Annotated in this window: 21 protein-coding genes and 1 tRNA gene; 2 read left to right on the plus strand and 20 right to left on the minus strand. The window is 49.0% G+C overall.

What is annotated here, in order from left to right; genetic code table 11:
* Positions 1-26 precede the first annotated feature (26 nt).
* The 7 genes from EJQ19_RS22605 to EJQ19_RS22635 form a co-directional block, all read right to left on the minus strand.
* Entirely contained in the window at positions 27-1,619 is a 1,593-nt protein-coding gene (locus tag EJQ19_RS22605) for a type 2 periplasmic-binding domain-containing protein (RefSeq protein ID WP_126143509.1), read from the minus strand.
* A 67-nt stretch (positions 1,620-1,686) separates the two neighbouring features.
* The gene (locus EJQ19_RS22610) at positions 1,687-2,556 is read right to left on the minus strand and encodes a carbohydrate ABC transporter permease (RefSeq protein ID WP_126143510.1); all 870 of its coding nucleotides are present in this window, start codon (positions 2,554-2,556) and stop codon (positions 1,687-1,689) included.
* Between the two features lie 2 nt (positions 2,557-2,558).
* The gene (locus tag EJQ19_RS22615; RefSeq protein ID WP_126143537.1) at positions 2,559-3,440 is read right to left on the minus strand and encodes an ABC transporter permease; all 882 of its coding nucleotides are present in this window, start codon (positions 3,438-3,440) and stop codon (positions 2,559-2,561) included.
* 258 nt (positions 3,441-3,698) lie between these two features.
* Positions 3,699-6,869 (minus strand): CBM96 family carbohydrate-binding protein, encoded by a 3,171-nt coding sequence (locus EJQ19_RS22620; RefSeq protein WP_164716674.1) that lies wholly within the window; start codon positions 6,867-6,869, stop codon positions 3,699-3,701.
* Between the two features lie 230 nt (positions 6,870-7,099).
* Positions 7,100-8,707 (minus strand): response regulator, encoded by a 1,608-nt coding sequence (locus tag EJQ19_RS22625; protein WP_126143512.1) that lies wholly within the window; start codon positions 8,705-8,707, stop codon positions 7,100-7,102.
* Positions 8,708-8,714: 7 nt separating this feature from the next.
* Positions 8,715-10,541, minus strand: a complete 1,827-nt coding sequence (locus tag EJQ19_RS22630; RefSeq protein ID WP_338143346.1) for a sensor histidine kinase — start codon at positions 10,539-10,541, stop codon at positions 8,715-8,717.
* A gap of 148 nt (positions 10,542-10,689) precedes the next feature.
* On the minus strand, positions 10,690-11,544 hold the full coding sequence (locus tag EJQ19_RS22635) for a sugar phosphate isomerase/epimerase family protein (RefSeq protein WP_126143513.1): 855 nt from the start codon (positions 11,542-11,544) through the stop codon (positions 10,690-10,692).
* Between the two features lie 261 nt (positions 11,545-11,805).
* Between EJQ19_RS22635 and EJQ19_RS22640 the strand changes: the two genes are divergently transcribed.
* Positions 11,806-13,203: a right-handed parallel beta-helix repeat-containing protein gene (locus EJQ19_RS22640; RefSeq protein ID WP_126143514.1), complete on the plus strand. Its 1,398-nt coding sequence runs from the start codon at positions 11,806-11,808 to the stop codon at positions 13,201-13,203.
* Positions 13,204-13,269: 66 nt separating this feature from the next.
* On the opposite strand, the gene EJQ19_RS22645 is transcribed toward EJQ19_RS22640, so the two are convergent.
* The 5 genes from EJQ19_RS22645 to EJQ19_RS22665 form a co-directional block, all read right to left on the minus strand.
* Positions 13,270-13,725, minus strand: a complete 456-nt coding sequence (locus EJQ19_RS22645; RefSeq protein ID WP_126143515.1) for a hypothetical protein — start codon at positions 13,723-13,725, stop codon at positions 13,270-13,272.
* A gap of 165 nt (positions 13,726-13,890) precedes the next feature.
* Positions 13,891-13,978, minus strand: a tRNA-Ser gene (locus EJQ19_RS22650).
* A 71-nt stretch (positions 13,979-14,049) separates the two neighbouring features.
* Entirely contained in the window at positions 14,050-14,274 is a 225-nt protein-coding gene (locus EJQ19_RS22655; protein WP_126143516.1) for a DUF951 domain-containing protein, read from the minus strand.
* Positions 14,275-15,162 carry a mechanosensitive ion channel family protein gene (locus tag EJQ19_RS22660; protein WP_126143517.1) on the minus strand — a complete coding sequence of 296 codons (888 nt, stop codon included), beginning with the start codon at positions 15,160-15,162 and terminating at the stop codon, positions 14,275-14,277. It abuts the gene before it with no gap.
* A 15-nt stretch (positions 15,163-15,177) separates the two neighbouring features.
* Entirely contained in the window at positions 15,178-15,417 is a 240-nt protein-coding gene (locus EJQ19_RS22665) for a putative Se/S carrier protein (RefSeq protein WP_126143539.1), read from the minus strand.
* Between the two features lie 96 nt (positions 15,418-15,513).
* Between EJQ19_RS22665 and yyaC the strand changes: the two genes are divergently transcribed.
* Positions 15,514-16,143, plus strand: coding sequence for a spore protease YyaC (gene yyaC / locus EJQ19_RS22670; protein WP_126143518.1), 630 nt, complete (start codon positions 15,514-15,516; stop codon positions 16,141-16,143).
* Here yyaC and EJQ19_RS22675 read toward each other — a convergent pair.
* The 8 genes from EJQ19_RS22675 to mnmE all read right to left on the minus strand — a co-directional run bounded on the left by EJQ19_RS22675 (position 16,112) and on the right by mnmE (position 25,212).
* Entirely contained in the window at positions 16,112-16,618 is a 507-nt protein-coding gene (locus tag EJQ19_RS22675; RefSeq protein WP_126143519.1) for a DUF4446 family protein, read from the minus strand. The two genes, yyaC and EJQ19_RS22675, sit on opposite strands and share 32 nt — an antisense overlap.
* A gap of 21 nt (positions 16,619-16,639) precedes the next feature.
* Positions 16,640-17,737: an aminotransferase class V-fold PLP-dependent enzyme gene (locus EJQ19_RS22680; RefSeq protein WP_241243045.1), complete on the minus strand. Its 1,098-nt coding sequence runs from the start codon at positions 17,735-17,737 to the stop codon at positions 16,640-16,642.
* 330 nt (positions 17,738-18,067) lie between these two features.
* Positions 18,068-18,934 carry a ParB/RepB/Spo0J family partition protein gene (locus EJQ19_RS22685; RefSeq protein WP_126143540.1) on the minus strand — a complete coding sequence of 289 codons (867 nt, stop codon included), beginning with the start codon at positions 18,932-18,934 and terminating at the stop codon, positions 18,068-18,070.
* A gap of 8 nt (positions 18,935-18,942) precedes the next feature.
* Positions 18,943-19,701: a ParA family protein gene (locus EJQ19_RS22690; RefSeq protein WP_126143521.1), complete on the minus strand. Its 759-nt coding sequence runs from the start codon at positions 19,699-19,701 to the stop codon at positions 18,943-18,945.
* Positions 19,702-20,137: 436 nt separating this feature from the next.
* Positions 20,138-20,953, minus strand: a complete 816-nt coding sequence (gene noc, locus EJQ19_RS22695) for a nucleoid occlusion protein (RefSeq protein WP_126143522.1) — start codon at positions 20,951-20,953, stop codon at positions 20,138-20,140.
* A 212-nt stretch (positions 20,954-21,165) separates the two neighbouring features.
* Positions 21,166-21,888, minus strand: coding sequence for a 16S rRNA (guanine(527)-N(7))-methyltransferase RsmG (rsmG, locus tag EJQ19_RS22700; protein WP_126143523.1), 723 nt, complete (start codon positions 21,886-21,888; stop codon positions 21,166-21,168).
* Positions 21,889-21,890: 2 nt separating this feature from the next.
* Positions 21,891-23,780: a tRNA uridine-5-carboxymethylaminomethyl(34) synthesis enzyme MnmG gene (gene mnmG, locus EJQ19_RS22705; protein ID WP_126143524.1), complete on the minus strand. Its 1,890-nt coding sequence runs from the start codon at positions 23,778-23,780 to the stop codon at positions 21,891-21,893.
* 52 nt (positions 23,781-23,832) lie between these two features.
* Positions 23,833-25,212 carry a tRNA uridine-5-carboxymethylaminomethyl(34) synthesis GTPase MnmE gene (mnmE, locus tag EJQ19_RS22710; RefSeq protein WP_126143525.1) on the minus strand — a complete coding sequence of 460 codons (1,380 nt, stop codon included), beginning with the start codon at positions 25,210-25,212 and terminating at the stop codon, positions 23,833-23,835.
* Positions 25,213-25,267: the final 55 nt, after the last annotated feature.

Consider the following 25,267-nt stretch of genomic DNA (forward strand, 5'->3'; position numbering starts at 1 on the left):
GATCTTCTGCTAGCGTGTCCCTTCCTTTACTTCTTCACCTTTGCGTACCACTCTCTAGCGCGTTTGGTGACTTCTTCGCCGCCGGACTTGTTCCACTTGTCAACGAACTCGTCGAATTTGCTGATTGGGTACTCACCGAGAATGATTTTAGATGCGTATTCCACAAATAAAGTACGGTTATTGATGTCAGGATAATTATCGTAGACGCTGGCTGGCATGCCGTCGCCCGCGATGACTTTGGCGTATTTTTGGGCCTCCGTAATGTTTCGGATACCTTGATCAATCGCCCACATCCGATCGTCGGAAGCCGTGCTCTTCAGCAATTGACCGGAGAAGTCTGCCGTTGCTATGTCTTCATATGGCACGAGCGGAAGATTTTCCTGTGTGCTTTTATCTTGCGGCAGTCTTACGGATTTGCCGTCCTTCGTCGTGGAATGCATACCGTCTACGCCCAGATAAAGCGCATTCCAATTTTTCTTATCGTACATGTTGTTCAGCAATTTCAAGACAGCCATCAATTTCTTTTGGTCTTTCGTGTTTTTAACTACCCAAACCGGATTCTGTATTTTCCTGATGGAATAATAGCCTTGAAAGCCTGGGGCTTGAGGAAGCGGAAGTACAGAAAAATCACCTTTCACACCGGTATTCTTATAGATCGGCTCGAGGCGCTCGAAAACAGTCTCTTCCCAATGGTAGTAGTTCCCGACCAAGCCAGTATCGATTTTCGCCTCCCACTTCGCTTTGTCGTTCAGCAGGGACTCTTTATCGATAAGTCCTTCCTTGTAAAGCTTTGCCGCGAATTCCAAAGCTGCTTTCATGTTCGGCGTTACGGCGGAATACGTTAACTTACCGTCATAGATATCCCAATCTTGCTTGCCCCCGGACATTGCGACCCCGTACATAGCAAATAAATGGTTCATCCACGTTAATTGTTGCCGGCCACCGGTCGGAATTTCATCCTTCTTGCCGTTGCCGTTCGGATCCTTGTCCCGGAATGCCTCGAGCACCTTTACGTAGTCATCTTGCGTTTTAGGCATTTGTAATCCGAGCTTGTCGAGCCAATCTTTGCGAATGAGGCCCGCTTCTCTTTCATAATCAACGATGCTTGGAATATAGTAAATTTTTCCCTGACCCGTTGGATCGTTCGCTTTGACGACGTCCCACACATCTTTCGGTATCAGATTCCACAAGTTTGGCGCATATTTCGGGAGCAGTTCCGTTAAATCGGCAATCGCTCCATTCTTGGCCAAATTGCTTTCAATACCTTGAACAGGCAGGAACAGATCCGGCATTTCGTTGGCTGCTATTTTAAGATTCAATTGCTCCAGGTACGTGGTGCCGCCGTTCCATTCCACGTAAGGATGAATGACGCCGACGCCGAGCAAATTCTTATAAAACTCATACGTTTTGCTGCCTTTAGAGATCGGTTTGAAGCCCACGTTCGTATACCACACCTCAAGATCGACGATTTCCTCTGCTTTGGGCGACGTGCTTTGATTTTGTTGCGCTGCGGCTGATGGAGATGCAGTTGGAGCATTCGATTTGTCGGTGCAAGCAGATAAAGCTGATACGCTCAGCGCGCTTACAGCAAGCAGCACCCATAGTTTTTTGACGGCCATGCCTTGTTTCCCCCTTAGTAATAGTGTTATATGTTTAAGCTAAATTAGCCTTAAAACCGAACAGTGTTTACCCCTTAACAGAGCCCAACATGGCTCCCTTGACAAAATATTTTTGAAGAAATGGATATACGGCGATAATCGGGAGCATGGCAAAGATAACAGTGGCTGAGCGCAAGGTTTGGTCATTGTAAGTCAGGTTGGCCGTCGAAGCTCTGCCTATATGTAAAACATTGTCGTCCGTAATAAATTGTCGAATTTTAATCTGAAGCGGAAACCAGTTCGGATCTTGTAAAAAGAGGAGCGGATGTTGAAACTGATTCCATAACACAACACCGTAGAATAAGGTCAACGTAGCCAGCACGGCCTTGGAAAGCGGCAATACGAATTGGAACAACATTCGAAAGTATCCGCACCCTTCCATGTGAGCCGCTTCTTCTAGCTCTTTCGGAAATTGCTTAAAAAACGTTCGCATGATGATCAGGTTAAACGGATTCAAGATATGCGGCACGATTAAAACCAACGGGTTGTTGTACAGCCCAATGCTGCGTATGGTTAAAAAGTAGGGTACGATCGGCGCCTTGAAAATCATGGCGATGACTGCGCCAATCATGATCACAGGACCCCATCGAAATTCCGGCTTGGATAATGGATAAGCAATTAAAGCGGTAACGAGCAGGGCCAATATAGTACCAACTACTGTGGTGCTCAGCGTAAGAAAGAACGATTTCCATAAGTCAGGACGATCCATGATATAGCCCCAGGAAGAGAGCGTGAATTGCTGCGGCCAAATCGTGACCAGATTCATTTCTACTGCACTCTTGGAACTCAATGATGTGGAAGCGACGTTCAGAAGCGGTATGATGGCTATAACGGATAGGATAATCAGTACAACCGTCACGCCAGTTCGAAATACTTTTTCCCCTCTCGATTCAAACATGATTACCACAACCCCCCATCCGACACTTTTTTCGACAATCGATTGAAGAGATAGACCAAGACGAATCCAATGACAGACTGGAATAGGCCAACAGTTGTTGCAAAACTATATTGCGCTTGCTGAATGCCTGTTCGGAACACGTAGGTATCCAGAATATCCCCCACACTATACGTCATTGGCGTTAACAGATTAAAGACTTGGTCGAATCCCAAATCGAGAAAGTTTCCAATTTCCAAGAGGAAAAGCACAAGCACAGTTGGCAGGAGCAGCGGAAACGTAACCAGCCGAATTTGTTTGTATCTCGAGGCCCCATCCATCATCGCAGATTCGTACAATTGGGGATCGATTGCGCTGATCGCAGCCATGTACACAACGGTTCCCCACCCTGCATCCCGCCAGATTGACGTCAGCACGTATACAGGGCGAAAGTAAGCGCTCTCTTGCATAATAAGGGAACGTTCATGCCCGAACCATCCGGTTATGATGTTATACAATCCCTGAAGGGAAAAGAAATCAAACACGATGCCGGCGACGATGACCCACGATAAGAAATGCGGCAAATACAGCGCTGTTTGAATCCCCTTTTTCAGGGCTGATTTACGGATTTCGTTGAGCATAATGGCCAGCACAATCGGGATCGGAAACACAATCACGATTCGCAGTAAACCGAGAATCATTGTGTTGGTAAATACTCGGTTGAAATCCGGATAATCAAACAATTTGTTGAAGTTGGCCAAGCCCACCCATGGGCTGTCGATAAAGCCCTTGAATACGGAATAATCCTTGAAAGCGATTACAGATCCGGCAAGTGGTACGTATTTAAAAATAAGTAGAAAGGCAATCCCCGGAAGGGCCATCACATAAAGTGGCCAGTACACCTTCATCCCATACCTTTGTTTTTTGTTCACCTTACTTCCTCCTGATGCAATTATTGTGCTTACTACTCAAGTATACGCACGGTGTTAAAATCGCTCAAAGGGACGAATTTAAGGTTTTACTATGTCATTTTATAGGAAGATGAAACAACCCTTTTTCGATAAAAAATGACACAATGACAGCTCATCTCTGTCCAGGCTTTTGAGGCAGATTTCCAAAGCAAATAAGCCTCCGGCTAATCGGAGGCTTGCTTTGCTTCAGGCCTATTAATGTTGATCTAGCAGCTTGTAAATAACCGTCGCTGCTTGCGCGCGCGTCGTTTGCTGCTTCGGTCCAAACGTACCGTCCGTGAAGCCGTCGATCAGACCGCTCCGCTGCATAGCGTTCACCGAATCCGCCGCGTAAGCCGCGATCACTGCGCTGTCTGTGAACGACGTGGACATGCCCGTTCCGCCAAGCTTCACGCCTGCAGCCGCCGCCGCGCGGGACAACATGACCGCCATGTCTTCCCTCGTAATCGTTTCATTCGCGCCGAACGTGCCGTCCTCTTTGCCCTTCAAGATACCCAGCTTCTCAGCTGTCGCGACTGTCTGGTAGTACCACGCCTCGGACGAGACGTCCTTGAAGCTCGATGCCGCCCGCTCGGCTTTCAGATCGAGCGCAGCGAGCAGCAGCTTCAGAAATTCCGCTCTCGTTATCGATCGGTTCGGCTCGAAAACGCCGGTGCCTGTTCCCGCAACAATCTCTCGGGCGGCAAGCGATTCGACCATCGTTCTGGCCCAGGATGCCTGCCCCAAATCGCCTAAGCCTACATGGTTATACCCAATCGCATAGCGGCTGAAGTGCTGCGGTGCGAAACTGATCGTTCCGTTGGTCGCGTTGTATTTCGCGTTCTTGACGATCGCAAGTTTGCCATCGTCGCCAATGTAGTAGACGACGATCTCATGCACATTCTCGCCCGGTTGCAGATCATACTTGACGCTGACCATCACCGATTCCGCGCTGTCGAAACGGCTGATTTTCGTGCCGTCCACCGTCAGATCGAAGTCGAATACGGGATGGCTGCCAACTTGCGCTTGTACGCCGGCCGGAAGCGTGGCGATATCGACCTTCGAGATGTTCACCGACATCTCCTTTGCCCCAGCCGGAAGCAGACCGTCGGAGGGATTCGTTGAGAAGGTCAGCGTAGCGCCTGAGGCACTCAAAGCGATTTGCGAAATGCTGCCTGAAGCGAGCGCATCTTGAAGTGGAAGCGTCACTTGCGTCTTGGCAGGCGTAGAACCATCCGATTGAACCTGAATGTTCAGCTTGCCGTCCGAAGCGGCTGCTGCGGCCTGCTTCATCGCTTCAGCCTTTAGCGTCGCCTGAATGGCACCATTCGCGCCGGTTGTCGCCTTAACGATAATCGTGCTTCCCGTTACTTGCGCACTGTTGTTGTTGTCCGTATTGCTGCTTGTGCTGCTGCTACCGTAGCTTCCGCCTCCCGTGCTTGTGCCCGAATTCTCAGTCGTCGCATATGCGATCGCGGATAATTCGGACTTGCCGGCCGCATTGATTGCCGCTACTTTATAGTAATAACTTGTACCGCTCGTGAGACCCGTATCGGTATAGGTCGTCTGGGAGACAGGATCGTTGTTGATCTGTGTGTACGTTCCCGTCTGCGAGGTCGCGCGATAGACCGCATAGCTTACCGTGTCATTCGCAGGTGACCAGTTCAGTTGGATGCTCGTCTTGCCCGCCGCCGTTGCCGTCAATCCTGTCGGCGCATTCGGCACTTGGGCGAGCGGCGCTGCCGCCACCGTAACAGTTGCTGCTGCTGTATAACCGCCGTCAGCCGTTGTAACTTTAACAACTGCTGTACCTGCTGCAACTGCCATTACGACACCTTTCGCATCGATCGTTGCAACCGCCCCGTTTTCGGACGTCCACGTCACGCCTTTGTTCGTTGCATCCTCAGGCGCTACCGTCGCCGTCAGCGTCTCCTTCCCGCCGACCGTCAGGGCGAGTGTGTCCTTGTTCAAGCTCACACCGGTTGCCGCCACTGGCGATGTAATGACCAATTGCGGCTTGTTGGAAGCATTCTCGTTACTGTTGAAATGAACGCCGACATTCTGCGTTGTATGAGGTCCTGTTAATGCAAATGAAAATACGCTATTTCCAGCGCTTGCTTTCGCTTGAATCCAATTGGTTACATCAAATTCATAATACATGGGTGTAGAAGTTACCGTATTGGTAGACAACATCGTGGACACAGATGGCTTATTATTGTAAGTAATTCCCGTCTCCGTCCAGTTGGTCTCATCAACACCATAGACATTTACAGTTGCACTCGAATCTGCATTTCCGTAAATCCTAAGCTTTGCACTGGATACATTGGATAAGCCGGCTGCAGTAAATTTCACGTACCCCTCTCTCAGGAAATCCTCGGAGGCATCTTTTACTTCAATTGTCGTTGCGATTCCAAAATTTTGAGTTGCATAGATGCCACCTCTTACGTAGCTATCTGCTGTTACCGGATAGCTGGTTGCTTTCTCAACACCGATACCATTATAGGCATCCATGGCATTATTCATAGCTGAGTACAGCGATGTGCTGGCGTCCGTCGTATCTTGCATGGATTCCCAGACCATCATGCCTCCAAGGCCCTTGCTCAATGCAAGATTGGTTTTGGAAGTAATTTGAGCTTTGCCATTATAATATTCGACTTGACCGTTGAACGTAGTCATATCCTTATTTGGGGCATCTGGATCATTGGCAACTAACTGCTTGTACGCAACAAGACCTGGTGTGCTGTAAAAAGGTACGCCCAACACTGTTTTGTTTGCCGGCAACCCGCGACCCGCCCAATAATTCAAGGCAGTCGTCGCCACCTGATAATTGGCTTTCGTGGCAGGATCCGAGCCCTTGTCATAAGCCATAATATTAATCCAGTCAAAATAGCTGAAGGTTGAACTCAGAATCACATCTGCATTAGGGCCGTATGCGTTAACTGCCGCAGTAAGCTGCTTTCCGGCATTATGGATAGCCGTGCCTAATTCACTGATCAACGCGGCAAAGTTTGCCGGATTATCGCCGCCGGCCGGGAATTCCCAGTCCATATCAATGCCATCTAAGCCATACTGATTAATGACATTCATACAATTGTTGACAAAATCCGTTCGGTATTGGGGAACTGCAGCGAAAGTTGCGAAGTTATTCGTACTTGCTTGCTGCCCGCCGCCAATCGCTAGAAAAATCTTTTTCCCTTCGGCACGTGCCTTTGTGACGATAGCCGCAAAATTCTGGGGTTCATCAATATTAAATCCCCCGTCTGCCGTAGGACGAGCAAAAGAATAATTAATATGCGTTACTTTTGCATACGGAACTTGATTGGCATCCGCATTTGAAAATACATAACCGACAACTTTGAAGTTTGCCGGGGCTGCCGCTAAAGCCATGTTGCCTCCCGACAACAACAAGCATAGCCCAATTACAATTGACAATAGCCTATTAAACATAGTCTTACCTCCTAGTTTTCCTCCTGAGGTTTGGTAATGATCGCGCTTACAAATACTATACTATCGGTGCCAAAATCGCTCAAAGGGACAAATTTAAGGTTATGCTAGGTCATTTTATAGGGAAACAAAAAGCCCTTTCGCCAAATGCTGTCGAAAGGACAATCTTATGATCAGGACCGATATAGATTTTTGCGATATTCGCTGGGCTTGACGCCTGTCATTTTCTCAAATAGCCTGGAGAAATATTGCGTGTCGGTGTAGCCAACCTTCTCACAAATCTCATACACTTTTAGATCCGTTTTCTCTAATAACTCTTTAGATTTATTGACGCGGATCTGTGCCAAATAATTCAGGTACGTATCCCCTGTTTTCTGTTTAAACAACTGGCTCAAATAATAAGGATTGAGAAAAAAACGTGCCGACAACTCGGCCAAGCTGATGGATTCACTGTAGTGCGCCGCGACATAGTCCTTGATTTCGGCGATCACATCTTTTTTCTGCGGAATGTTGAACTCCTGCTTGAGTGCCAATATCGCACGGACGACCTCGATCATCCACGCCTCCAGCTCGGTGAGTGTGCGAAACTTTGACATTTCATCCAACGAAGGAATGTGGCGCCCCAAAAAATCGTCCATTTGCCATGGCTGGAACGACATTTGTCGGATGCTGGATAATAGAATGTTCAGGCACTGCATTTTAAAATCCGCTGGACTCAATCCATGCTCGACTGACATTTGACGGAAAATATCTTGGATAACCGCAATGCAGCCAGGCTCATCCATTTTGTCCAGATTGCTCTCCAACTTGACCAGGGTCTCCTCTGGGACAGGTAGACGACGTTTTACCACGTGCAGCACTTCCGAGTACGGGATCACAGACCCCTTTCCATTGATAAGCATATAGCTCAAGGCGTGGCGTGCTTCCTCGAAGGAAGTGCTGATCCCAGCCGCGGATCCCTGAACAGTTCCGATACCAATTGTAACATTGAGTTTCTGTTCACGATGCAACGTTTCTTTTAACCTATCAAAGGAATGATGCAGTTCATCGATCGTGAGCATGCTGTCCCTTTGCATCACCATGACAGCAAGCTGCGTAGGGGCATATCGGAATCGGTATACACCGTTATATTGTTCTAAAACCTGATCGATTTGCAAATAAACGGGCTCCAACTCGGATTCTTTAAAAGCACTCGACGACGGCAGCGCACCGTAGGCGTAGCGTTCAAACTCCAGTAACGCGCACACGTACTTCATTTTATCATGGGGTATTCCGGTTAGTCGCAGCAGCTCCTCCTCGTGATCGGAAGGGTCGCCTCCTGCATCCAATAGATCCCGTAGTAGACTTTCCATCAAACGGCTGTGGACCTCCTGCTTAAGGGTATCCACTTCCCTAGCTTTGGCCCGTTCCTCGTGAATAGCAGCCATCACCCGATACACACAATCGCGCAGCTCATCCTCTTCTACAGGCTTGTTCAAATAAAACTGAACACCTAATTGAATGCCTTTGCGAGCATATTCAAAATCAGCATAGCCGCTGAGAATGATGAACTTAGACCGACAACCCTGATTTTTCAAGGATTGAATCATGTCCAACCCATCCGCCTGCGGCATGCGAATATCCGTCAGGACGATGTCCGGCTGGTTCTCCATGATTAACGCTGCGCCTTCGACGCCGTTGTAGGCATGACCTACGACTTCGCACTCCGGGATATAGCGCCCGATTAATTTCGTAAGCCCTTCCACTAACCCTTTTTCATCATCGATTAGAAATATCTTCACAAGGCAATCATTCCTTTCCCTGACCCTCGAGTTTGGGGATGAATATTTCCACCGTCGTTCCACTTCCGAAGTCCGAATGGACAGTTAATTCATAACGCTCGCCATAATGCAGATTGATACGCTCCGCTATATTCTTTAATCCAAGTCCCTTACCTGCGGACTCATCTTCTTGCTCCACCTTGTATTTATCCGACTTTGCGACTTCCAAAATGGCTTGCAGCTCCTCCAATTTGTCAGGCGGCATCCCGACGCCGTTATCCGAAATACGGATTCGGATCGAATCCCCTTCCTCCCATTCTCCTTCAATTCGAATATGCAGCATACGACCATAGTTTTGAAACCCATGATTGACACTGTTCTCGACAATGGGTTGGAATACCAGCGGGATGATGCTGCATGTCATCATTTCCTCTGGCAGCCCGATTTCCAGCTGGAACTGGTTGTCAAAGCGAATGTTTTGAAGCTGCAAATAATTTTGCGTATAGGCCAATTCGTGCTTGATCAAATGCCGAGTCCCTTCCTTTCCCAGCGCGAGACGGAACATTTTGGCAAGAATTTTGATCATATTCGCGATTTCTTCTTCCTCTTTCACCAATGCTTTCATTCGGATCGACTCTAACGTGTTATACAGCATGTGAGGGTTAATTTGGTTCTGCAGTGCCAAAAACTTGGCCTTCCGTCGTTTGATTTCGGCCAGATAGACATCTTCAATCAATTCTCGGATGGTGATAATCATTTTGTTGTAACTGAGGACCAAATTTCCGATTTCATCATTCGACTGCACCTTATCGATGGGCATGTAGTGTCCGATTTCAGCTTGTTTCATGCTCCTGCGCAGCGCCTTAATTGGGCGCGTAACGGTATAACTCAAACCGAAGGAGAAGGCAGACAGAATCAGAATGCCGGCCAGCAAAACGGACACGGTCACCACTTTGATTTTACCGATTTTCTGAAGGAGCTTGTCACGAGGAATCTCCGTCTTCACAATTAAGTGGCCTAATTGCGTGCTGCCGGAAACAACAATCCGTTCATCGTTACTGGCATCTTCCGTATAGTTCGTTGCTGTTTCCCGCACTTCGTTCCATGTTAACCGCCCGCTGGCAGCATCCGAATGATAGACCGTCTCTCCTAATGCATTGCTGATAATGACACTGATGCCATATTTATCTAGGGCCGTGTCGAAATCCGGGTTCAATTCCAGCAAAGTGGAAGGGTCCAGATCAATTAGCAATACCCCCGCGTATGCGCCATCGGAACGGAATAAAATTCTGCCTACCGTAACGACAGCTTCCTCCCTTTTTTCCCTGTAATAGGAACGGTCATGTAAACCTGTGATGAAGAACGTTTCTTCCGATACGCGAGAACGTTGGTACCAGGGTTGCGCTAATAAGGTTGCACCATCAATAACATTCGTCGTATTCGTGTATTGGTAGACAGTGTCGTCATGGCTGATCATCATCAGGCTGATAATTTCCGGTTTAAGAAGCGCCACACGGAGCAATACCCGTTGAATCGACTCATTACGGGCAGCCAACTCATCAATGGTAGGTTCATGCTCCTTGCCGATTCGATTGATCATCTCGTTATCCACCAATACTGACTTTGTCATTTTGTCATATTCGACCATAAGCTTGTTTAAGGATAATTCCGTTTGAGACGTGTATAATGCAGCGAATTCCTGCGAGGAATCTTCCAGGGCTGATGCCGATTGGCGATAGATGCTAACGCTTACAACAAGCAGCGGTATGACGCACGCCAGCAGGTACCCGACCATCAGTTTGCTTTGCAATTTCATGTTTCTGATCAAGGTAATTCCTTGCCAAAACCATTCCATTCGTTTCATGTACACCCTTTCGAACCACTTTAGTTTTTCCCCAGTATACATTCGAAAAGCTGAACAATTCTAGCAAAATTAAACATGACGTTTTCTTATATAAGAAAAAACATCGTGGCCCTAAGGAGCCTCGATGCTTGGATATTCGTCATGCTCGGCCAACAGCGAGTTTACGAACATGAAGGTAATCATGCTTTAGGCGCTCGATCCCGGACTCTGGGGTGTGACATTCCAATGTCACCCAGTTGTTGTATCCACTTTCCCTAAGCACCTCAAATAAAGGACCGTGATCGGCGCCCCCCTCGCCCAATCGACAGGGTACGAACGTTTCCACGCCTCTGTGGGTTCTGTTCATGAAAGCGCCCGGCTCTCTGTCATCCGCAGTTCTTCGCTCATCTTTGACATGCACGTGTTTCAAATGCTTGCCAAGCTTCCGCACCGATTCATAACCGTAATCCGTATCCGCGATGTACATGTTGCCAGCATCGTGAATAAAACCGATCCGCTCGCTGTTCACGAGCCGGAGGAGCTTTAACGCATCGTCCGCGGTCTCGACAAGGGATTCGTTATGCAACTCCACCAGCACGTCCTTGTCATGGGCCTTCGCTTCTTCGGCGCAACGTTCCAGCCAATAAGCGGTCTTCGCATAATGATAATCCTGCGCCAGAAATGCGTTCGGCCCTCCTGTCAATACGCGCAGCATGGAGGCTCCTAACTGGTCGGCTGTCTCCAACAGTCGCCGGAAGTCGTCAAAAGTCGCGGACGCTTCCTGATCGCTTGCCGTTGAGAATCTGCCTGTATAGGTGGCCAGGACGGGGATTGCAAGTTGAAGCTCTTCGGATAAAGCTTGTAATTCGTTGAGTTGGGTTTTACTCGTCTTCGGCGACAAATGGTGCTCTCGGACGGTAATCTCGATGCCGTCCAGGCCCAATTGCTTCGTAAGCCGCATCGCCTCTTGTATGCTGTGGTCAATTAACACACCGCTGAACGCCGCAAATTTCATTTGTTGGACTCCTTTTCGTCAACTAGGGTATCGGCTTTGTAAACCGGATTCATATTCATGCAGTTCCATTCCGTTGCTCCTATTATAGCAATCGCCGGCCGGGCGAAGTTGACGTTTCTTTCGAACTGCATTTACATTTTTTTCGTTTACACGAGCGATCCACTGCTCAATAGGTTCCGGCTTCCCCCCTGAACGGAATTGCCTTATAATTTACGGTATCTACCATTTCAGGGCAGTTTCTATGAAAAAGAGGTGCTAACCATGGATCCGCGTTCTCACGATCAACCCGATTTGCAAACTTCACCCCAATCATCGCTGCTAGCTTCCATGGAATCGGCTGATACAGCCGCTCCTAAGTCGGCCCTATCCCGCAGAAAATTACTTTCAGCGCTGGGTGCCGCCGGTCTCGCCATCGCCACAGGCGGCGAGCTGCTTACTGCACCAAAGCAAGCAGACGCACAAGCGCCTGCCAACACAGCGCTGTATAATGTCAAAGACTTTGGCGCCAGCGGCAGCCAACGCTATGACTTCGACGACGCGCCGGCCATCCAGAGCGCGATCGATACGGCCGCGGCCTATGGCGGCATCGTGTACATCCCCGCGGGCATGTACTTCTTGCGCACGCCCCTGCGTCCGCGCTCCAACGTGACGCTGCTCGGCGCGGGCAGCTCCAGCATCCTTCGCGCGGCCATGAACAAGTTCGCGCTGATCAGCGTCATGGCTGCGCAGCATGTGACGATCAGCAAGCTCGCCCTGCAGGGCACCGGTGCCTTCAACAACTACAGTATGCCGCGTATGGAGTGCGGCGTCGCTCTGGAGCAGGCTGTCGACGTGCAGATCACGGACTGCGTTTTCTCCCAGATCGACAACGGCGTCGTCTCTTCCCTCTCCGATCAAGTCTATGTGACCAACTGTACATTCGACAGCCTCATCGGCACACTTGACATAGACACGCAAGGATTCGGGATTTGGTGCAGCGAAGCGAGCCGACATCATTTGGAAAGCAATCGCTTCAATATGTTGTTCCAGCCCTGCATCACATTAAGCAAAGGCTCTACCCGCTCCCTCATCGCGAATAACAACATGACCGGCTGTTACCAATCCGGTGTCCTGCTTACAGCAAAGCCGGATGAAAAACCTTGTGAGCTCAATACGATTTCCGGCAATCTCATTGAGAAATTTAAGAACCCTTCCAACAAAACTGGCTACACCTACGGCATACGCCTTCAGGGCTATTGCATGGACAACCAGATTCAGAGCAATACAATTTACAATATTGAAGACGTTGGGATCGCCTTGGAAGGACAAGCCGCCAACCAGAAAGAACGCCCTCATCATAATCATATCGCGAATAATGTCCTTCGGGCTGCCGGTCGTACCGGCATATCCCTGGTCAACAGCTACGCCAATCAGCTGCGCCACAATAGCATTCATGAAAGCGCCGCTGACGGCATCGCACTGGCTACTTCCGGCAAAGACGCAGGTTCCTACTGCGACCGCAATCAAATTGCCCACAACAGCGTGAACGACAGCGTCAAAGCGCCTATTCGCATCGCCGACAACCGCTGCGGCGAGAACATCATGCTCGGCAATTACGGTGAGCGCAACGGCGACAAAATCATCGATAAAGGGGCCGACACGGTTACCTCTTATTTATAGAAAAAAGCAGCAGGCCTATAAAGGTCCGCTGCTTTTTTTATCCATGCTCTCGCCGACGAATGAAGCTTACTTCTGATAAACTCGCTTCTCGGAAATTTTTCCATCGCTGAAATACACAATCTCGGCGTAGTACCCCGGTTGGTTCGTAATCACATACTCGTACGTCTTCTTCCCGTTCTCGTCCTTGACCAACGTGCCTTTGGCCCCGGTCTGTTTCACAACATCATCGTACGTCGCAGTCATCGCGATCTTGTCAACCTGCTCCTTCGTGAGCGGAGAAGGCTTGGCCGTTGGCGTGCCCGCATTGGTGCCGGCTGTCGCCGTCGGCGCCGCGGATGTGCCGCCTCCCCCACCCGCTGCCCCCGGCGATGCGCTGGGCGTCGCGCCAGGCGAAGCAGAAGCCCCTGTGGAGGGCTGTGCGCTCACACCCGGTGTTGGACTGGCTGCGAGCTCTTCGCCCTTCTTGGAGCATCCAGAAGCGGCTAGCGCGGCGGCTAGGACCATCACGATCCATGCTTTCATTTTCACATTCTCCTTCCTGCATAACATAAAGAATAGGATACCTCTTTCACTTATTTATATCCCCAAAAGGGAGCAACGCTAAACAACTATTGCCTTTCGAAACTTAAAAAAGCCGCCAGCATCCATTCGGATACTAACGGCTTGTTCGCTCTCTTATCATCAGTACGGAAAGAGTGGGATTCGAACCCACGCACGCCTCGCGACGCCTAGCTGATTTCGAGTCAGCCCCCTTGGGCCTCTTGGGTACCTTTCCAAGAAAAATGAGAACAGGACTTATTGTAGCAAAAAAGTCCGTCTCTCGCAAGTGGTTGTCCAAACTTTTTTCTAGGCTTCGTCCGCAGTATCACCCTCGGGCTTCGCCGTGCTCCGCAGCACCTTTTTCAGCTTGCTCTCGAACTTCGTTCTCGGCACCAGGACACTGTGCTTGCAGCCTACGCATTTGATCCGAATATCCATCCCCATACGGATAATTTCCATCTCATTCGTTCCGCACGGATGGGGTTTCTTCATCTGCACAATATCGCCGAGCTGATATTCCTTTTTGTCCAACTAAGCGCCCTCCCCTCTGTCCGATTTCATATAGTTGACCACCCGCGGATAAGGCACTTCAATGCCGTAGGCGTCAAGCTGCTTTTTAATCTGCGCATTCATAATCCGTCCAACTTCACCCTGCGTATTCGGCAGGCATTCCGCGATTACACGAATTTTTAGCTCAGAGGTGCCCAGCATTTGTACCCCCAGCACTTCGGGTTCCTTCACGATTTTATTCGTATGCTCATGAATGTGCCCCACGACTTCCTTCAAAACGCTCAGCGTTCGATCAATGTCCGACTCGTAGGAAATCGCAACGTCTACAATCGCAATCGAGTTGTAGGTCGAGAAGTTCGTTACCTGCTTGATGTTCCCGTTCGGGATAATGTGCACCTCGCCGGTCCAACTCTTGATACGCGTCACGCGAATGCCGATCTCCTCCACCGTGCCTTTGAACTGATCGATTTGAATGACATCGCCCACACCGAACTGATCCTCGAATATAATGAAAAAGCCCGTAATTACATCTTTCACCAAACTCTGTGCGCCAAACCCGATCGCAAGTCCGAGCACACCAGCCCCAGCTAGAAGCGGACCCAGATTAAGCCCCACCTGCCCCAGGATGAGCATAATCGCGACCAGATTCACGGTGTAGGCAATCAAATTATGAATGAGCTTGCCGATCGTATCGGATCTGCGCTTATCAAACTTCAGCGGAGATTTTTCTCTCGCAGCGACCATATGAGAAATCGTTTTGTCGGCGATTTTGATGCAAATTCTAGCAATGATATAAATAAGTACAATTTTCACAACGATCCATACCAGCGTCATTAACGTCTCGGGATTTCCGAAATGCTCCTTGAGCCATGTCATTAAATCTTGGAAAAGATGCGTTTTCAGCTTCATAGACCGCTCTCCTTTCTATTCGTCTATGGTAACATAGCCTTCCTCTTGTTTTAAATAGATTCCCCGAATCTCTACCTGCTCCGACCGGATAATCGCCTGAACCTGCTGCACGTCCTCCCCGGGGAATTCAATCGAAAGCGCGCAGCCTGCTGTAATCTCTTTCGGCGTCGGGCGAATGTCGATGTCAATGTCGGCATACTCTAGCAGCATTTCTGCTCTAAGCGCCTGCTGCGTAGAATCGAAGGCAATCAGCATGATCGAATCTTTCAAAGTAATCCCTCTCTTCTACGTATAAATGTCCCTCTCTCTCCATATACTAGTAAAAAAAGATTCACAACCTGGAGGGATCTCATGAAATTCCAATTTGGTTTTGACGGCGATAAGCAAGAAACCCAGGAGCCCTTGAAGATTCAACATACACATGCCGATACACCATATGTGCTCGCCAAGCATCTGCAGTCCATTTTCAGCAAACTACCATCCTATCAACCTATCGTTGTTATCTGTGTTGGAACCGATCGCTCCACCGGCGATTCCTTGGGCCCCCTCGTCGGCTCTCATCTGAACCGCATCACATCCCTGCGCAATCTCCATCTGTTCGGAACGCTCGATGAACCTGTGCACGCGATGAATTTAACGGAAACGATGGAAACAATTCGCGAGCAATTCGACAATCCTTTCGTCGTCGCCGTAGACGCCTGTTTAGGCCAAGTTGCAAGTGTCGGCTGCATTCAAGTCGCTCACGGTCCCCTCAAGCCTGGCGCCGGCGTCAACAAAGACTTGCCGCCCGTCGGCGACATTCACGTCACCGGCATCGTCAACGTAGGCGGATTCATGGAATATTTCGTTCTGCAAAATACACGGCTCAGCTTAGTCATGAACATGGCCACCGTCATTGGCGAAGCACTACACGCGGCGATTCGGCGCGCTCAAACATATTCATCCGGTGTTACACCTGCTTTGAACGTGAAGTTTGAGTAATCGCTTCTTTCTCCTCCGGGCTGAGCGTATACGTAGATTGCCCTTTCTCTACCGGCTTCCCATATACGTACATTTGCTCTCTGCTATGTATGACTGTCATAACAATGCCGTCTTGCTCATCATCCAATATCGCGAGCGAGAAGCTCAGATCACTGCCGCGATCATTAAAAGCATTATATCGATGAATGCTGACTTTGGACTTCATTTTCGCCATCGTTTCACGAATTGATACGAGCTGGGCTGACGTCTGTTGGGACTCAGCCTTTTGAGCGTTAATGGCTTCTTGCATCTCGCCAATCAGTTGCTCCACATTTTCCGCCGACGATCCGTTCATCATTCGTGTGTATAACTTGTGCAGCTTCGACAGCCGCACAGAAATGATAATAACCAAAATAAACAAAACCAAAATTAAGGCCATGCAAGCCAGCAGAATCACGCCGGCAACTTCCGCATCCAAGCCAAACAGTTCCCCCATTATCCCCTATCCCTCTTTCTACTAGACATACTGCGTTTGAATCTCCTTGACAGCCTCAAGCAACGTTTTGATTTCAGCCTCTTTGGTAAAATAGCCAACGCTCGCCCGAACCGCCCCTGTTGCCAGTGTACCCGCGGTCTCATGCGCAAGCGGCGTGCAGTGGTAGCCCGAACGCACCGCAATGCCAAACGACTGGTCCAAAATAAATGCAACCTCGGACGAATCTGCGTTCTCGATATTGAAGGAAACGATGCCTGTTTTATTTTGTCCAAGCTTGGGGCCAAGAATCGTGATCCCTTCAATTTCCAGAAGGCCTGCCATCAACAGCTGCGTGAGCTCCCACTCCCGTTTATGAATCCGCTCCACCGTCTCGCCAAGCACGAACTTGACGCCTTCGTTCAACCCGGCAATGCCCGGCGTATTCTGCGTCCCCGCCTCATACCGATCAGGCCGAACCGTCGGCTGCGCGATCGATTCGGATTGACTGCCCGTGCCGCCGTGCAGCAGCGGCTCCAGCTCCAGATCCGGATGGATGTAAAGCCCACCCGTTCCCTGAGGCCCCAGGAGCCCCTTGTGGCCCGGGAAAGCCAACATGTCGATATTCATATCCCCGACATGAATCGGCAGGACACCGGCGCTCTGAGCGGCGTCTACAAGCAGCCTGGCGCCATGGCGTTTGCACAGCTCGCCAATGTCGCCAACCGGCATGATCGAACCGAGCAGGTTCGAGCTATGGTTGACGACAACGAGCGACGTATTCGGTCGCAACGCGTCTCGTACATCCTCAATGCGGACATTGCCCTCCGCATCATGCAATAAATACGTCAGCTCAATGTACCCCTTCGCCTTCAAATCTTCCAGCGGGCGGCGAACCGAATTATGCTCTACATTCGTGCAGATCACATGGTCGCCCGGCTTCACAAATCCCTTGATCGCCTGGTTTAGCGCATGCGTCGTATTTAAAGCAAACGATATATCATTCGGGTTTCTCACCCCGAACAGCTTTGCAAGATTTTTTCTAGCCTCGAATAGAATTCGGCTTGATTTCACGGCCATCTGGTGGCTGCCTCTGCCGGGGTTCGCCGCGTACTCCTGCATGCATTGCAGCATCGCTTCCATAACCGACGGCGGCTTTGGCCAAGAGGTTGCAGCCTGATCAAAATATAGGACATCATTCACGGATGGTACCCCTCCTCACAAATATAGCATACCTTAGTTTGATCTTTCTGTCCGAAAGAAAACCAAAGGTATGCTAGCGATTTTAAGAGGTAGTTCAAAAAGTCGTCTTTTGATCACGAAGTCATTCAGGAAGCATACTCGGCATCGAATCTTGCGTTCAGCTTTGAAGTGCGGTGCTCATGTAGGTTTTGCCTACACTCCGCTCCTCCTCCTCCTTCAGCTACTCGCAACCTTCTCGGTACTGAAAACCCGACTTTTTGAACACTCACTCTAAGAGATATTACCTTGCTGCAGCAAATCTAGCAGACGATTCAGGTCGTCCTTGGAATAATAGAGAAGCTCAATCTTGCCTTTATCCTGCTGGCTTTTGATTTTAACCGTTGTATGGAATCTGTCTCTCAACTGCTCTTCCATTTGATTGATATACGGATCTCTATTTTTCTCTTTCGGCTTCGCTTTTTCTTTTTCTTGCCCAGTCGGCGTTTCCTCTAGCATCTTAATCGCTTCTTCAAGCTCGCGGACGCTCCACTGCTTAGAAATCGTCGATTCCGCCAGTTCCTTCTTCACCTTATCGTCTTTCACACCAACGATTGCTCTCGCATGTCCCATCGATAATGTTCCACGTGAAACATATTGTTTAATCGATTCCGGCAGCTGCAGCAAGCGAAGGAAATTTGCAATATGAGAACGGCTCTTCCCAACCTTGGCCGAGAGCTCTTCTTGTGTCAGCGAGAACTGATCAATGATCCCCTGGTAAGCAACGGCAATCTCAAGTGCATTTAGGTCTTCTCGCTGTACGTTCTCAATAAGTGCAATCTCCATGACCTGCTGATCCGTGAAATTGCGTTCAACTGCAGGAATAGTCGGAATGCCCGCGACTTGGGACGCGCGATAACGGCGCTCTCCGGCGATAATTTCAAAACCTTTTAACACCTTACGTACGATAATCGGTTGAATAACGCCATGCTCTTTAATCGAATCCGCTAATTCTTTAATGCTGTCTTCATTAAAGTTTTTTCGAGGTTGATACGGATTCGCTCGTAATTGTGCCAAAGGAATTTGAACCACTTTGTCGCTCTCATCAATATGTAAAGAAGGTAGCAAAGCGTCCAATCCCTTCCCTAGCCCTTTGGACAAGCCTTTGGTCATACTGAGATCACTTCCTTAGCCAGCTCTAGATATACTTCCGCACCCTTGGATCTAGGATCGTACGTAATGATGGACTGCCCGTGGCTCGGCGCTTCGCTCAAACGCACATTTCGTGGAATAATCGTCTGGTACACCTTTGTTTGAAAATACTTCTTCACTTCCTCGATGACTTGAATACCCAAATTCGTTCTTGCATCAAACATTGTGAGCAGAACGCCTTCGATCTGTAAGCCTGTGTTCAAATGCTTCTGAACAAGTCGCACGGTATTCAACAGCTGCGATAAACCCTCAAGTGCATAGTACTCACACTGAATCGGGATAATGACCGAGTCCGCCGCGGTAAGTGAATTGATCGTTAAGAGCCCCAATGATGGCGGACAATCAATTAAAATATAATCATACAAATGCTTCACTTGCTGAAGCGATTTTTTCAACCGAACTTCCCGCGAAATCGTCGGAACCAACTCGATCTCTGCTCCTGCAAGCTGAATCGTGGCAGGTACGATTTTCAAATTTGGGACATTTGTGTCGAAGGTCGCATCTTTCACATGGACATCGTTAATAAGCACGTCATAAATGCAATTCGAGACATCGGCTTTATTGACGCCAATTCCACTGGTCGTATTGCCTTGCGGGTCAATATCAACGAGCAGTACTCTTTTCCCGAGTGAAGCTAAGGAAGCGCCCAGATTCACAGAAGTCGTCGTCTTGCCGACGCCACCCTTCTGATTCGTTATCGCTATAATTTTAGACAAAGCCTGTTCACCTCAATCGTGTATCTTGCACCTTTGAGTCAGTCCAATGAAGGAAACGTTTCGTAGGACAGACTCTTACGCACGATCTAAAAATGTCGAATCTCGTGTTATCCGATTTATGCACACACTACGCTTTTTTGGGAAACACATGAGTCTATTATTTTCTTGATCGCGACTTAAAGCAATAGAAATAGCAATAGCTCTATCTTACCATATCTAGCAAGCAGTTACCTTATCAATATTTGATAGATTTGCGCTAAAGTTGCTCAAATAAGCCCCTATTTCTCGTCAATCGCTCGGCAATTAACTCCCGAATCATCTATAATGGATATTCCCCGTCTGATGGAGCCCAAAGCTCAACGGCTTGCTGCCGATTTCACCTAATCATATCAATAAAAAAAACGGCTTGCGCCGTTGTAGGAAGCATCCTTACAATTTATCTTTTAGGAATTTTAATAATAATTTCGTAATGATCTTCGTGATCTTGTTCAGACTTATCAATATTGAGTCCGGAGCTCGTCACCATCTCTACCGACTGGCGAATGGTATTCAAGGCTAAGCGAACATCTTTGCTAAAAGAAACCCGACGCGACTTCTTAATTTTCGCCGCTTCCTTCAAGAAACTGATTCGAATCTCCGTTTGTTTCACATTCAATTCCTTCGAAATGATCTCTTCAAGGAGCTTAAGTTGAAGCTCCTCTTGATCTAAAGCAAGCAAAGCCCGCGCATGTCGCTCGGTGATTTTCCGTTCCATCAAAGCGATCTTCACCGGTTCGCTAAGTTGAAGCAGTCGAATCTTATTGGCAATCGTCGATTGACTCTTGCCCAGTCTTTGCGCCAGACTTTCCTGCGTCAAATCATGCATCTCAATGAGCTGCTGATAAGCTGCAGCTTCTTCAACAGCCGTGAGTCCCTCACGCTGCAAGTTTTCGATCAGCGCGATGGATGCCGCTTGCGCATCGTTAAAATCACGAACGATCGCCGGAATCGTGTCCAGGCCAAGCTTCTTCACCGCTCTCAGCCGTCGCTCACCGGCAATGAGTTCGAATGTATTATTTTTAACCCGCACGACAACCGGCTGAATGACCCCATGTGTACGAATAGTCTGACAAAGCTCATCAATGCGATCATCATCAAACACAGTCCTTGGTTGATAAGGACTCGGGATGATGCTGTTTACGGGGATATTTTTAACTTCATCCGTATTTGAACGATCCGTTAGGCCAAACAGCTTGGAAATTTGTTCTTTCATAGGAAAACTTACCACCAACTCTTCCCGTAGTTTAAGCATCAGTACGATGTAAGGTAGACGACCTGTTCGACCTATGCGAAGCATCTAACAACAGCACAAGCTGAATCTATGAAGCAGATCCACATTATATAACTATTCTCCACATATGCCCATAATCCTGCCACAGCAAAGATGAACAATTCGTCAAAATGTTTCACGTGGAACAATTTTCATCATTTTGTCAAAGGTTCCTTAAGCGGCGTTCCAGCCTTCCGTGGATACTTTGCAGGTGTAGCCCCCGTTTTCTCAACTACAATAAAATGACGCATCGATTCCTCGACAGGCAATGTCATGCGCGTTACCTTCACAAGCTTACCGCGCAATTCGGATAGGCTATAAGCTGCATCCTTAAGCTCTTCTTCCACATCGGAGCCTTTCATCGCAATAAACGTCCCGCCTTTCTTCACAAAAGGGAGACAAAACTCATTCAGTACCGAGAGTCTAGCAACCGCGCGTGCCGTAACCAGATCGAACTGATCGCGATATTTTGCAACTCTAGCAATATCCTCTGCTCTGCCATGCACACATTCCGTGTCCGTGAACCCTAGCAGCGAAACGACCTCTTTCAAGAACGTAATTCGCTTATTCAACGAATCAACAATCGTCACCTTGAGATGCGGAAAAGCAATTTTCAACGGAATGCTCGGAAAACCAGCTCCGGAACCGATGTCAGCAAGCGAAGCGGCCTTCTTCATATCGAAATTGAAAGCTAGTGAAAGCGAATCATAGAAATGCTTTAAGTATACCTGCTCTCGCTCCGTGATGCCTGTTAAATTCATTTTCTCATTCCAGAGCACCAACGTTTTAAAATAAATCTCAAACTGCTCCAGCTGACGCTCGGAGAGCACAATGCCCTCCTCCGCCAACCGTTCAGTAAAGCGCAATTGTTCTTCCATCGCTACCCTCTAGCCGCCGTTACGCGGTTATAATGTTCAAGATATACAAGCAAAATCGAAATATCCGACGGCGTTACACCGCTGATCCGTGATGCCTGACCAATCGAGATCGGACGGATTTTCGATAACTTCTGCTTCGCCTCAGACGCGATGCCGTGAATATCCGCATATTCAATGTCATCCGGAATCTTCTTCTTCTCCATCTTGCGCAGACGCTCCACTTGATTGCTTTGCTTCTCAATATAACCGGCATATTTGACTTGAATCTCGACTTGCTCCTTCATGTCGGCATCCAGCTCAAGCGGAGACGGCGTCATCTGCTCAATGTGCTTATATTCGATTTCAGGACGACGCAGCAAGGAAATGGCCGGAACGGAATTCGTAAGTATCACACTATCCAGGCTTTCCAACAACTGTTGAACCTCCGGTTCAGGCCTTACTTTCACCGTAGACAAGCGCTCAATTTCTTGCTCAACAAGTGCCTTCTTATTCAAAAATTGTGCATAGCGCTCTTCGGAAATAAGTCCAATCTCATGACCTATTGGGGTTAGACGTAGGTCGGCATTGTCATGGCGCAGCAGCAGACGATACTCTGCACGGGACGTCAGCAACCGGTACGGTTCGCTCGTGCCCTTCGTCACCAGATCGTCGATTAGCACGCCGATGTAGCCTTCGGAACGGTCAAGTACGACCGCTTCTTTGTTCTGCACCTTGCGGGCAGCGTTGATGCCGGCCATAATACCTTGACCCGCCGCTTCTTCATAACCGGAAGTCCCGTTAATTTGCCCCGCTGTGAACAACCCGCTCACCAACTTTGTTTCCAAAGACGGTTTGAGCTGCGTTGGCACAACTGCATCATACTCGATGGCGTAACCAGTACGCATCATCTCTACTTTTTCCAGACCTGGAATGGAACGTAAAATGCCAAGTTGGACATCTTCCGGCATACTCGTCGAAAGCCCTTGGACGTAATACTCGGATGTGTTGTACCCTTCAGGCTCCAGGAAAATCTGATGCTTCGGCTTATCGCTGAAGCGAACGATTTTATCCTCGATCGACGGACAGTAACGCGGCCCCGTCCCTTCGATGGCACCCGAGAACATTGGCGCGCGATGCAAATTATCATTAATAATTTGATGCGTTTCCGCCGACGTGTACGTCAGCCAACAAGGCAGTTGCTCATTGGAGCCCGATTTCGTCTCGAAAGAGAAAAACTTCGGTTCCTCATCGCCAGGTTGAATTTCCGTTTTGCTAAAATCAATCGTGTCCTTATGCACCCGCGGTGGCGTTCCCGTTTTAAAACGAACGAGTTCAAGCCCCAGGTCTTTCAATGATTGCGACAGCTTCACAGATGGCTGCTGATTGTTCGGTCCGCTCTCATACATGAGCTCGCCCATAATGACTTTACCGCGCAAATACGTGCCAGTTGTTAATACGACAGCCTTCGCCATATACTGCGCACCTGTTTTAGTCACAACACCTTTGCAGATGCCGTCTTCCACAATGAGTTCCTCAGCCATGCCTTGGCGCAGCGTCAGATTCGGCGTCGCCTCGATCGTTTCTTTCATTTTATGCTGGTAGGCAAATTTATCGGCTTGCGCGCGCAGCGCGTGCACCGCAGGCCCTTTCCCAGTATTCAGCATACGCAATTGAATATACGTCTTGTCAATGTTTCGGCCCATTTCGCCGCCAAGTGCATCGATCTCACGAACGACGTGCCCTTTCGCCGGCCCACCGATAGATGGGTTGCAAGGCATAAAAGCAACCATATCCAAATTAATTGTCAGCAGCAGCGTTTGACAGCCCATCCGTGCAGATGCGAGTGCCGCTTCGCAGCCGGCATGCCCGGCGCCGATGACGATAACATCATAATCTCCAGCATGGTATCCCATACTCTCTTCCTCCCTCTTTTGTGAAAACGGAAAATGAAAACGCCGTCGAATATCATTTTCCCAAGCAGAATTGTGTAAAAATTTGATCGATCAACGACTCACCGACAGAATCTCCGATAATTTCCCCCAAATACTCCCACGCTGCGCGAATATCGATCTGAATCATGTCGATTGGCACATATTGCTCATTGGCCTCCAACGCATCCGTCAACGATCGCTTCGCCTGCTTCAGCAAGGAAATATGCCGAATGTTGCTCACATACGTCAAATCACTCGACTCCAGCTTGCCTTCAAAGAAAATATTCGAAATCGCCTTCTCCAACTGCTCGATACCTTTATTCTCAATCAGCGACAGCTCTACAATACGCTCCTTTGGAAAATAACCCCGAACAATATCGACGTCCAATCGCTGCGGCAAATCAATCTTATTCAAAATCACAATCGTCTGGCGATCTGCCAGCTGTTTCATCATCGCGATTTCATCCAGCTGCAGCTCTTCACTGCGATTCAACACCAGCAAAATCAAATCCGCTTCCGCCAGCGCCGTCTTCGATCGTTCGACCCCAATCTGCTCAACAATGTCCGTCGTCTCGCGGATCCCGGCCGTGTCCAGCAGCTTCAGCGGAACGCCGCCGACATTCACAAACTCCTCGATCACGTCTCGCGTCGTACCCGGAATGTCTGTCACGATGGCGCGGTTCTCCTGCGCCAATTCATTGAGCAGCGACGATTTGCCGACATTCGGCCGGCCGACAATCGCCGTTTCAATGCCTTCCCGCAAGATTTTGCCCTGTTCGGCCGTGATCAGCAGTCGGTCGATTTCCGCGCCAACCTGCTCGCATTTTCCCTTGATGAGCGCATTCGTCATCTCTTCCACATCGTGCTCCGGATAGTCGATGTTCACCTCGACATGCGCCATCAATTCAACCAGCACATAGCGCAGCTGCTTGATCTGCTTGGATAAGTTGCCTTCGACTTGCTTCAAGGCAACTTTGAAAGCGCGGTCCGACTTCGCGCGAATCAAATCAATGACCGCCTCCGCCTGCGTGAGGTCAATACGACCATTGAGGAATGCTCGCTTCGTGAACTCCCCTGGCTCTGCGAGCCGCACCCCTGGCTGCTGCAGCAGCAAATCCAACACCTTTTTCACCGAGACAATCCCGCCGTGACAGCTGATCTCCACGACATTCTCCATCGTAAACGACCGAGGAGCTTTCATTAACGTAACGAGAACCTCCTCTATCCTTTCGGCAGAAGCAGGTTCTACAATGTATCCGTAGTGCACGGTATGCGTCTCAGCGTTAGACAATTTCGTTTTCGAGCGGAAAATGCGCTCCACAGATGGGACCGCATCCAAGCCGCTCACACGAATAACCGCTATGCCACCCTCGCCAAGCGGTGTCGAAATAGCAGCAATCGTATCCATTAACATGATTGAAACACCTCAAATTAAAGAAAAAGCAATGACAAGAACCAACCAATGTCAT

It is taken from the genome of Paenibacillus whitsoniae (genome assembly GCF_003955665.1).
GTDB lineage: Bacteria > Bacillota > Bacilli > Paenibacillales > NBRC-103111 > Paenibacillus_E > Paenibacillus_E whitsoniae.

Excerpts from the sequence above, each read along its gene's own strand:
- EJQ19_RS22605 (WP_126143509.1), bottom strand. The coding sequence starts at position 1,619 with ATGGCCGTCAAAAAACTATGGGTGCTGCTTGCTGTAAGCGCGCTGAGC.
- EJQ19_RS22610 (WP_126143510.1), bottom strand. The coding sequence starts at position 2,556 with ATGTTTGAATCGAGAGGGGAAAAAGTATTTCGAACTGGCGTGACGGTT.
- EJQ19_RS22615 (WP_126143537.1), bottom strand. The coding sequence starts at position 3,440 with ATGAAGGTGTACTGGCCACTTTATGTGATGGCCCTTCCGGGGATTGCC.
- EJQ19_RS22620 (WP_164716674.1), bottom strand. The coding sequence starts at position 6,869 with ATGGCTTTAGCGGCAGCCCCGGCAAACTTCAAAGTTGTCGGTTATGTA.
- EJQ19_RS22630 (WP_338143346.1), bottom strand. The coding sequence starts at position 10,541 with ATGGAATGGTTTTGGCAAGGAATTACCTTGATCAGAAACATGAAATTG.
- EJQ19_RS22635 (WP_126143513.1), bottom strand. The coding sequence starts at position 11,544 with ATGAAATTTGCGGCGTTCAGCGGTGTGTTAATTGACCACAGCATACAA.
- EJQ19_RS22640 (WP_126143514.1), top strand. The coding sequence starts at position 11,806 with ATGGATCCGCGTTCTCACGATCAACCCGATTTGCAAACTTCACCCCAA.
- EJQ19_RS22645 (WP_126143515.1), bottom strand. The coding sequence starts at position 13,725 with ATGAAAGCATGGATCGTGATGGTCCTAGCCGCCGCGCTAGCCGCTTCT.
- EJQ19_RS22660 (WP_126143517.1), bottom strand. The coding sequence starts at position 15,162 with ATGAAGCTGAAAACGCATCTTTTCCAAGATTTAATGACATGGCTCAAG.
- EJQ19_RS22665 (WP_126143539.1), bottom strand. The coding sequence starts at position 15,417 with ATGCTGATTGCCTTCGATTCTACGCAGCAGGCGCTTAGAGCAGAAATG.
- yyaC (WP_126143518.1), top strand. The coding sequence starts at position 15,514 with ATGAAATTCCAATTTGGTTTTGACGGCGATAAGCAAGAAACCCAGGAG.
- EJQ19_RS22675 (WP_126143519.1), bottom strand. The coding sequence starts at position 16,618 with ATGGGGGAACTGTTTGGCTTGGATGCGGAAGTTGCCGGCGTGATTCTG.
- EJQ19_RS22680 (WP_241243045.1), bottom strand. The coding sequence starts at position 17,737 with ATGGAAGCGATGCTGCAATGCATGCAGGAGTACGCGGCGAACCCCGGC.
- noc (WP_126143522.1), bottom strand. The coding sequence starts at position 20,953 with ATGAAAGAACAAATTTCCAAGCTGTTTGGCCTAACGGATCGTTCAAAT.
- rsmG (WP_126143523.1), bottom strand. The coding sequence starts at position 21,888 with ATGGAAGAACAATTGCGCTTTACTGAACGGTTGGCGGAGGAGGGCATT.
- mnmG (WP_126143524.1), bottom strand. The coding sequence starts at position 23,780 with ATGGGATACCATGCTGGAGATTATGATGTTATCGTCATCGGCGCCGGG.
- mnmE (WP_126143525.1), bottom strand. The coding sequence starts at position 25,212 with ATGTTAATGGATACGATTGCTGCTATTTCGACACCGCTTGGCGAGGGT.